The sequence below is a fragment of the Arthrobacter agilis genome, from assembly GCF_002953615.1.
Lineage (GTDB): Bacteria > Actinomycetota > Actinomycetes > Actinomycetales > Micrococcaceae > Arthrobacter_D > Arthrobacter_D agilis_B.
Genome location: NZ_CP024915.1, coordinates 2858601 through 2866941, shown reverse-complemented (window position 1 = coordinate 2866941; position 8341 = coordinate 2858601). Strand labels below are relative to the sequence as shown.

The window sequence follows — 8341 nt, the reverse complement described above, 5'->3', positions numbered from 1 at the left end:
GCCCGCCTCGTCGCCGACCTCTACAAGACGGCCGGCGCCAACCGCCTGATGTCGGTGGACCTCCACACCTCCCAGATCCAGGGATTCTTCGACGGGCCCGTGGACCACCTCATGGCCATCCCCCTCCTCGCGGACTACATCCGTACGCGGGTCGACGCGGACAACGTCACGGTCGTCTCGCCGGACACGGGGCGCGTCCGTGTCGCCGAGCAGTGGGCCGAGCGGCTCGGCGGCGCGCCACTGGCCTTCGTCCACAAGAGCCGCGACCTCACGGTGCCGAACCAAGCGGTCTCCAAGCAGGTCGTCGGACAGGTCGAGGGGCGCACCTGTGTGCTCATCGACGACATGATCGACACGGGCGGGACGATCTCGGGTGCCGTCCAGGTCCTGAAGAACGCCGGCGCCAAGGACGTCATCATCGCCGCGACGCACGCGGTCTTCTCCGACCCGGCGGCACGGCGCCTGTCGGAGTCCGGCGCACGCGAAGTTGTGGTGACGAACACCCTGCCGATACCATCGGAAAAGCGTTTCCCGCAACTGACGGTCCTCTCGATCGCCCCGCTGATCGCTCGTGCCATACGCGAGGTGTTCGACGACGGATCGGTGACGAGCCTGTTCGACGGGAATGCCTGACCGGTTCGCCCGGGCCCTGATACCCGGGTCCCGCTACGCGTTCGGCGGGGCCCGCGGGAGAGCGGAACACCCGCACGGTCACTCCGGTTGCACGAGTACTCGTGCAGGGGAAAGCGAGTAGTGAACCCGCACCGCAGGTACGAAATTCAAGTAGAAGCCCCCGTGAATCCGTAGCGGCCACTCGTGCCGCGTCCCCCTTCCCTTCCTAGGCTGACCTTCAGACACCTGTTCAAAAGCTGGGAAGAAGTAGGTCCTCAATGCGGTCTCACAGTCTCGTCGAATCCCGTCCCGTCCCGCCTGTCGCGTCGCCGCTCCTGCCGGGAACCGCCCGGTCGGGCCAGGCGGCAGCGCACACGGCCTTCATCGGCCGCGCCGGAGAGACCGCGAGCATCCTGCGGGCCGTGCGGCAGCCGGGTTCGGCAGGGGCAGTGGTGGTAGGGGCCGCCGGCATCGGCAAGACAGCCCTGCTGCATCACGTGCAGCGCTCCCTCGCCGAGAACTACCTCGTCCGGGTCCGCGGGCTCCGCTCTGCCACATCCTCCCCCTTCCGGGCGCTGAGCTTCCTGCTGTCGGAGCTGCCCGGCACGGTCACCCACCCGGCGCTCGTGTTCACTGCGGTATCGGCGTACCTCCGCGCGGAGGCGGGCGGTCGCCGGGTGGTCTTCGCCGTCGACAACGCCGAGCACCTGGACAGATCGTCCTCGACGCTGATCGGACAGCTCGTCGCGGCGAACGTGGCCTCCGTGGTCCTGACTGTGACCGACTTCGCGCAGGCGGATCCCGTCTTCATGACGATGTGGCGCAATGCCTCGCTGCGGCGACTGGACCTCGCCCCCTTCACCTGCGAGGAGACCCGGCTCTTCGTCGAGTCCGAGCTCGACGCCCCCGTCAGCAGGGAGGGCCTCGAGGCCCTCTGGGCTGTCGGCGGAGGCAACCTCCCGGCGACGCGTGCCGCCCTGAGGGGCTATGTGCAACGCGGGACGCTCGCACGGCGCGGTGCGGCGTGGGTGCTCCTGCCGGGCCGGCCGGTGGGCCAGGACCTCGTCGCCCACTCGCCACTGCTGCTCCAGCTCGCGCCCAATCAGCGGAGCGTGGTGAACCTCGTGGCCCTCGCAGGGACGCTCGACTGGTCCGACCTCGCACGGGGTACCGACTCCGCCGACCTCGACGCGCTGCAGGATGCCGGCATCCTCGTCATCGACACCGGGGTGGAACCGCGTGCCCGCCTCGCGACGCCCGGATTGTCGGCAGCCGTGGCCGAAGCCGTCGGCGCCTCCGAGGCGAGCGACCTCTACCAGCATCTCCAGGGACTCCGGGCAGCGCCCCGTCAGCTCGCCGCCGACCCGGCCCGCCTGGTGGCTTGGTTGATGCGTGCCGCGCACCCGGTCAGCGAGGACCAGGCGGTGGCCGCTGCGGCTGCCCTGAACGACGAGGGCCGCTATTCCCGCGCGGCAGAGCTCCTCGCCGCGCTGGATCTCCCCGACTCGGACCGTCTGGTGTACCAGGCCGTCCGGGCAGCGCTCGGCCAGGGATCCCTCAGGACTGCGACGCTCCACCTGTCGGCCCTCGCCGACCGGGAGGACCGGCTGGATCGCACCACGTGGACGCTGTCCAGGATCGCGGAGTCCAGGATGCGGCGCCTTCGGCCGGTCGTCGACGCCCCGGAACCGATCGCCGAGGCCTCGGAGCGGGTGGCCGCCTGGCAGCAGCAGGCGCTGGAAGCAGGAGACGACGGAGCTGTGGCGGAGCTGGCGCGGCTCGAGCGCCGGCTGTTCGCCGAGCGTGCTGCGCTGGCTTCGTTCTCCGGGCGGTACAGCGACAACCTCGGAAGCCTGGCGGGTGTCGTCGACACCGACCTCGCAGCGTCCGCGGGTCGCGAGGAACTCGAGTTCCAGGTCGAGGTCCAGTCACTGCTCCTCGAGGCGCAGGTCGTCGTGGACGACCGGTCGCTGAGCCACGATCTGGCGCGATCGCTGGCACGCCTCCTCGTGCATCCCGACGTACCCTACGGGGTCGCGGACGCCGCGCTGCTCCGCGTCGAGGTCGCCCTCCTCATGACCGGTGGCTGGAGCGACACGGCACGGCTCCTCGGGTCGATCAGGCACTCGAACGCCCGGTGGTCGTTCAGGAGCGGGTCACTCGCCCAGCTCTTCGAAGGCCTGACGATGATCGCCCTCGGCCGCGCGCGCGATGCCGGCCGCGCCCTCGAACCGGTGGTCGAGCAGTTGCGCATCGCGGATCCGCACGGGATCCTGCCGCTTGCGGCAGCAACGCTCACGTTCAGCCATGCGCTCGCCGGACCACTGGAGCAGGTCATCGCGCACCTGCCCCTGTCCGAGCCGGGCCGGGGCAGTTCATGGGCGGTGCGTCGTGCTGCCCGCCACTACCAGCTCCTGGCATCGGCGCGCACGGAGAATCGCGGGGAAGCCGCCCGCCGACTGCAGGATCGAGCCTCGAGCGACCTGCAGCAGGGCGCGCGCGTCTGGGCCCTCGTGAGCCTGGCCGCTGCCGTGCGCCTCGGCCGTCAGGAAGCCGTGGCCGACCTCGGCGCACTCGCCGCCACGGTGCGTGGACCGCTGGCGCGAACGTGCTCCCTGTACTCGCGGGCACTCCTAGACTCCGACGTCGGGTTGCTCATCGAGGCGATGGAGTGCGCGGCCGCGTCGGACGACTACCGGCTCGTGGCGGACATCGCGCAGTCCGGTATCAACGCCACGACCCGGAACCAGGACAGGACGGGACTGCGCGTCATCCAGCGGCGGCTGAGGGAGCTGCTGCCCGACGCGCCCCAGGCCGACGCCGGCGGTGTCGACCTCGACTCCCTCACCGCCCGCGAGCGTGAGGTCGCGGCACTGGCGGCGGCGGGCAGGAGCAACCGGGCGATCGCCCAGAAGCTGGTGGTCTCCGTCCGGACGGTCGAGGGCCACCTGTACCAGGTGTACTCGAAGCTCAGCGTCAGCACGCGGGCGGAACTCGCAGAACTCGTCCCCGCGGAGAGCGGCCTCTGATGTTCTCCGCACTGTCCGGGGATGTTCCACTCGTCGGCCGCAGTGCACTGCTCTCCTCCATCGAGCGCGCGCTCGAGCGGGACGACGTCTATGGGACGTTCATCTACGGGGACACCGGGACCGGCAAGAGCGCCCTGGCACGACACCTCCTCAAGCACCTGCAGGGCGAGTCCGTCCCCTTCCTGGTATCACCCGCCCCCGCACTGGGAGCCATCCCGTACGGCGCGCTCGCTCCCTTCCTCACGGACGCGACACCGGAGGACATGGGTTCCCCGCTCTCCGTCCTCCGCATGGTGATGTCCTTCTTCCGGAGCAGGGCCAACGGCCGCTCGATCGTCGTCGTCGTGGACGACGCGCACCTGCTCGACGACGACAGCAGCCACCTGCTGGCGCAGCTCGTCGCGTCGCGGACCGTAGGGCTCGCCGCGTTCTCGCGATCCGTCACGCCGGTGTCCGACGAGCTCGTCTCGCTCTGCCGTGACGGCCTGCTCGAGAGGTTCGACGTGGGCCCCCTGAACTACGCGGAAGCGCTGGACCTGTGCGAGCAGGTGCTCGGCTCGGGCATCGTCCGCGGGGCGAGTGACCGCCTGTGCGACGAGGCCTCCGGGAACCCGCTGTTCCTCAAGGCGATCCTCGACGAGGCCCTGATGAACGGGAGCCTGACCAGGCCCGACGGCGTGTGGACCCTGGCCGACGGTGAACTCAGCATCCCGGCCGCCCTGACCGACCTCGTGCGCGCCATCCTGATGGAGTTCGACGACGTCCAGCGCAAGGCGTTCGAGGTGCTCGCCCTGGGCGAGGTCGTCGCCTTCGCCGACCTCGTGAGCGTGACCAGCGAGGAGGCGGTGTCCGCGCTGCTGACGGAGGGCGTCATCCGGAGCCTCCCCGACGATCCGGCTTTCGCCGTCCACACCCATGGCCTGTACGCGCGCATCGCCCGCACGCTCATCCCGCTGGGCCGCAGCGCCGCGATGCACCGCGAACTGGGGTCGTCCAGCCACGGACTGCCTCTTCCGCCCCGGGCCAGGATCAGGAACGCCCTGTGGAGCCTGGACTGCGGCGAACCCGTCGAGGAGGATCGGCTGCTCGACCTGGCGCCCCTTGCGCTGACCCTGCTGGACCCCCGCTCGGCCCTGAGGTTCGCGGACGCGATCCGGGGAGAGCACCTCGCCGCGGCCGCGCGGACGCACCGCGCGACGGCCCTGCTCGAGCTGTCCCGGATCGAGGATTCCCGGAACCTGTCCAGGGGGCTCCTCGAGGAGACCGGCACTCCCGAGCTGATCGCCGCCGCGGGTGTCCTCGAGGTGAGGCAGCTGCTCGCAGCAGGCGAGGACGTCGCAGGGACGGAGGCGATCGTCACGCGCTGGTCGGCTGCCCTGGATGCCCTTGCGCCGGGCGGCAGCCGGACCTCCGACGCCGGACCGGGGACGGGGAGCGGAGGTGGCCCGGCTGCCGGCCTCGTCGACAGCGAGCAGTGCCGCGTCGTCGTCCAGGCTTTCGGGTGGAACCTCGCCGGGCGGTTCGGCGAGACGGTCCGTGTCCTCCGGCCCCTTCTCGGGACCAGCACGAATCCGCGCGTGACGGCACTGGGGCATGCCGTCCTGGCCGAAGCACTCGGTGCGCTCGGCCGGAGCTCGGAAGGGCGGAACCACAGTGTCGCCGCCCTCGCGCTGACGGGGTCGGAGGTGCATCCGATGCCGGACCTGCATCGGGTGGCAGTCCTTCGCCATGTGAGCCTGCTCGTGCACAGCGGAGAGTTCGAGGCGGCCGACCAGGCGACGGCTGCCTACGCGCCCCCGGCGGGCCGTGACTACTCGTTAACCAGTGGGAGCCTCGCCGTGCTCGACGCAGCGACCGATGTGCGCCGCGGACACTTCTCCAGCGGGCTGGCGAAGCTCCGCCCCGCCCTGGCCTCGCTGCGTGCGTACGATCCTGATGCTCTGCTGCCGTACGCCCTCGGTGTCACCGGCTGGGCTGCTGCCGCCCTGGGGGAGGCGGACCTCGTCGACCAGTGTTCCGGAGAGCTCACTGCCACGCAGCAGCGCGGGAGCCGCCCGTACGCACTCCTCGGCAGGGCCTTCGACGACGCCGCCCACACGCTCCTCCGCAGGGGCGCAAGGCATTCGGCGCTCCTGCAGTACGCTGCCGAGGCCCGGCGGAACGAGTGGTTCTGCTGCGAGAAGGACGTCCTCGAACTCGCGACGGCGCTCGCCGACGAGCAGTCGGCCGGACTGCTGGCGCGCGCAGCCGACACGATGGAGGGAGCGGAGGCCGCCATCCTGCACGACTATGCCGCGGCCCTGATCGCCCATGATGCCGCCGCCATCGCGGAGGCAGGTGACCGTGCCGAATCCTTCCAGAAATACCTGCTTGCCACGGACGCCTGCCGCCGGGCGATGGAGGTCTATGCCGAAGCGGGGGATGCGAGGTCGCAGCGCGCCCTTGCGGCCGTCGTGCGCCGTCGCCGCGGCCTGATCGACGGGGGCCTGCTCGTGGAACCGGTCGAGCCCGAGGGCCTGTCCCCGCTCACGTCGAGGGAACGTGAGATCGCCACGCTCGCGCTGCAGGGGCTCTCCAACAAGGACATAGCGCGGAGCCTGACGGTGTCGACCCGGACCGTCGAGGGCCACCTCTACCGCATCTACGTGAAGCTGGGGATCGGCCGACGTGAGGAGCTCACCACCGAACTCGAGGCACTCCTGCGAGCCACGTAGCCCCGCTGCCAGGGCTAGGTAATCCTGGTACCGATCTAGGTAGTCCGGGGTCCGATTAGGGTCCGTACTACTCGTGATCGCCCCCGACGAGCAGCCTAGAGTTGTAGACGTCGGAGACGGTGCACCGGGAAATCCGGACACCATGCACGGCCCACGAGCTGGGTCGGCGGCGTAGGAGTTCTCTTGAGACCAGGACTTCGTCCCCAGCCGCCGCCGACCCTCACCCCTGGCAGCCCCCGGAATTCCGGGAGCAGGGACACCGGATCGGCCTTTCACCGCGAGGTGGGGGGCCGATCTGCTTTTGACGGCACAGTGCGGCCCGGACGCCAGGCGCGGACAGCCCGGACGCCAGGCGCGGACAGCCCGGACGCCAGGCGCGGACAGCCCGCACGCCAGGCGCGGTCAGCGCCGGTGCCGCCGAACCCTCAGCATGGTCCACGCGAGGAGTGTCCCGGCAGTGGCGCCGATCGTATTGGCCGCCACATCGTAGGGGCTGGCGACACGCTGTGACAGCGCGACCAGCTGGACGGCCTCGATCAGCGCTGACAGACCGAAGGCCACGACCGGTCCGAGCCAGCGCCAGCCGCGCGGAGCGAGGAGGAAGAAGAACAGGCCCAGGGGGAGGAACATCAGGGCGTTCGCGGTGAATTCGACGAACCCGTAGTCGAACCACCCGGGCACGCCGTACCCCTGCACGAAAGCCAGGACCCGGCGCAGGAGATCGCCCGCATGGCGGTCGACGGGCAGGGGCGAGAAGACGATGAAGCCGACCCCCAGGAGCCACAGCATGCACAGTGCGAGCGTGACGAGGCGGTAGCGCGGTGACGGCAGGGGTGCGGTGCTCAGGAGGGATCCTTGGGATGAGGACGGACGGCGACGGCTTCGACGCGGGCGACAACCCCAGTATCGTCCACGCGGCACCCCGTGCTGTAGGATGGACGGCGATGCCTAGGCGAGGGAGCGGCCTGGATCCCCGGTGAATCGGGAATCCGTGGTGAACTCCGTGATCGACGGTGGCTAGCGAGGTTTCCCGGTCTGCCCTCCAGCAGCGAGGGCGGTTTCCTGGACCGGATCGTCACGCGTTCCTCCCGCCCCGGCGACGTTCCCGTCGTGGCCGCATCAGCGGCCGCCCACACGTTACCAAGGAGAAACCATGTCCGAGCAGAAGCTCGCCGCACACGTCCGCACCGAGTTCGGCAAGGGGGCGGCCCGTCAGGCCCGCCGCGCCAACATGATCCCCGCCGTCGTGTACGGCCACGGCGCCGACCCCATCCACGTCCTGCTGCCCGCCAAAGCCACGACGCTCGCGGTCCGCACCGCCAACGCCCTGCTCACCCTGGACATCGACGGCGAGGACCACCTTGCGCTCGTCAAGGACATCCAGCGCAATCCCCTCAAGCAGATCGTCGAGCACCTCGATCTCCTGACCGTCCGCCGCGGCGAGAAGGTCCAGGTGGACGTCGCCATCCACGTCGAGGGCGAGCCCGCCGCCGACGTCGTCTCCAACCTCGAGGCGAACACGGTCCTCGTGGAAGCCAATGCGACCGACCTTCCCGAGACGCTCACGGTCAGCATCGAAGGCCGCACGGTGGGTCAGCACGTCCACGCCTCGGACATCGTGCTGCCCTCCGGTATCGTCCTCCTCGTGGACGCGGACACCCTCATCGTCAACCTGTCCGGCGAGACCGAGCAGGACCTCGGCGAGACCCCTGAGTCCGACGCCGACACCGAGGGCACCTCCGAAGGCGCGACGGCGGCTGACGCCGACGCCGACGCCGTCATCACCGACGCCGACGAGCAGTAAGCAGGCACTGCACGGTGTCCACTGACACCTGGCTCGTAGCCGGGCTCGGGAATCCCGGGCCCGGCTACAGCGGCAACCGGCACAACGTGGGACAGATGGTCCTGGATCTCCTCGCGGATCGTCTCCGTGGCCGATTCACGACATCGAAGGCGCAGGCCGTCACGCTCGAGGGACGGCTCGGG

5 protein-coding genes and 1 pseudogene are annotated in these 8341 nt (G+C 70.3%); 5 read left to right on the top strand and 1 reads right to left on the bottom strand.

All coding sequences use genetic code 11. The features are described from left to right. The 3 genes from prs to CVO76_RS13960 all read left to right on the top strand — a co-directional run. On the top strand, positions 1–633 hold a 633-nt coding region (prs, locus tag CVO76_RS13970; RefSeq protein ID WP_208739753.1), incomplete at its 5' end, for a ribose-phosphate diphosphokinase. Positions 634–890: 257 nt separating this feature from the next. Next, the gene (locus CVO76_RS13965; RefSeq protein ID WP_208739752.1) at positions 891–3641 is read left to right on the top strand and encodes a helix-turn-helix transcriptional regulator; all 2751 of its coding nucleotides are present in this window, start codon (positions 891–893) and stop codon (positions 3639–3641) included. Continuing rightward, positions 3641–6355 (top strand): helix-turn-helix transcriptional regulator, encoded by a 2715-nt coding sequence (locus CVO76_RS13960; RefSeq protein ID WP_208739750.1) that lies wholly within the window; start codon positions 3641–3643, stop codon positions 6353–6355. The genes CVO76_RS13965 and CVO76_RS13960 overlap by 1 nt, the downstream gene beginning before the upstream one ends. Positions 6356–6757: 402 nt before the next feature. On the opposite strand, the gene CVO76_RS13955 is transcribed toward CVO76_RS13960, so the two are convergent. Then, positions 6758–7144, bottom strand: a complete 387-nt coding sequence (locus CVO76_RS13955) for a VanZ family protein (RefSeq protein WP_133082042.1) — start codon at positions 7142–7144, stop codon at positions 6758–6760. Positions 7145–7508: 364 nt separating this feature from the next. On the opposite strand from CVO76_RS13955, the gene CVO76_RS13950 reads away from it, so the two are divergent. Together CVO76_RS13950 and CVO76_RS13945 are read left to right on the top strand one after the other, a co-directional pair. Next, positions 7509–8159 (top strand): 50S ribosomal protein L25/general stress protein Ctc, encoded by a 651-nt coding sequence (locus tag CVO76_RS13950; RefSeq protein ID WP_208739748.1) that lies wholly within the window; start codon positions 7509–7511, stop codon positions 8157–8159. 14 nt (positions 8160–8173) lie between these two features. Then, positions 8174–8341: pseudogene (locus CVO76_RS13945) on the top strand (aminoacyl-tRNA hydrolase); the annotation flags it as partial.

What these genes read in the sequence shown, in the direction of transcription:
- CVO76_RS13960 (WP_208739750.1), top strand. Translation starts at nt 3,641, where the DNA reads ATGTTCTCCGCACTGTCCGGGGATGTTCCACTCGTCGGCCGCAGTGCA.
- CVO76_RS13955 (WP_133082042.1), bottom strand. Translation starts at nt 7,144, where the DNA reads ATGCTGTGGCTCCTGGGGGTCGGCTTCATCGTCTTCTCGCCCCTGCCC.
- CVO76_RS13950 (WP_208739748.1), top strand. Translation starts at nt 7,509, where the DNA reads ATGTCCGAGCAGAAGCTCGCCGCACACGTCCGCACCGAGTTCGGCAAG.
- CVO76_RS13965 (WP_208739752.1), top strand. Translation starts at nt 891, where the DNA reads ATGCGGTCTCACAGTCTCGTCGAATCCCGTCCCGTCCCGCCTGTCGCG.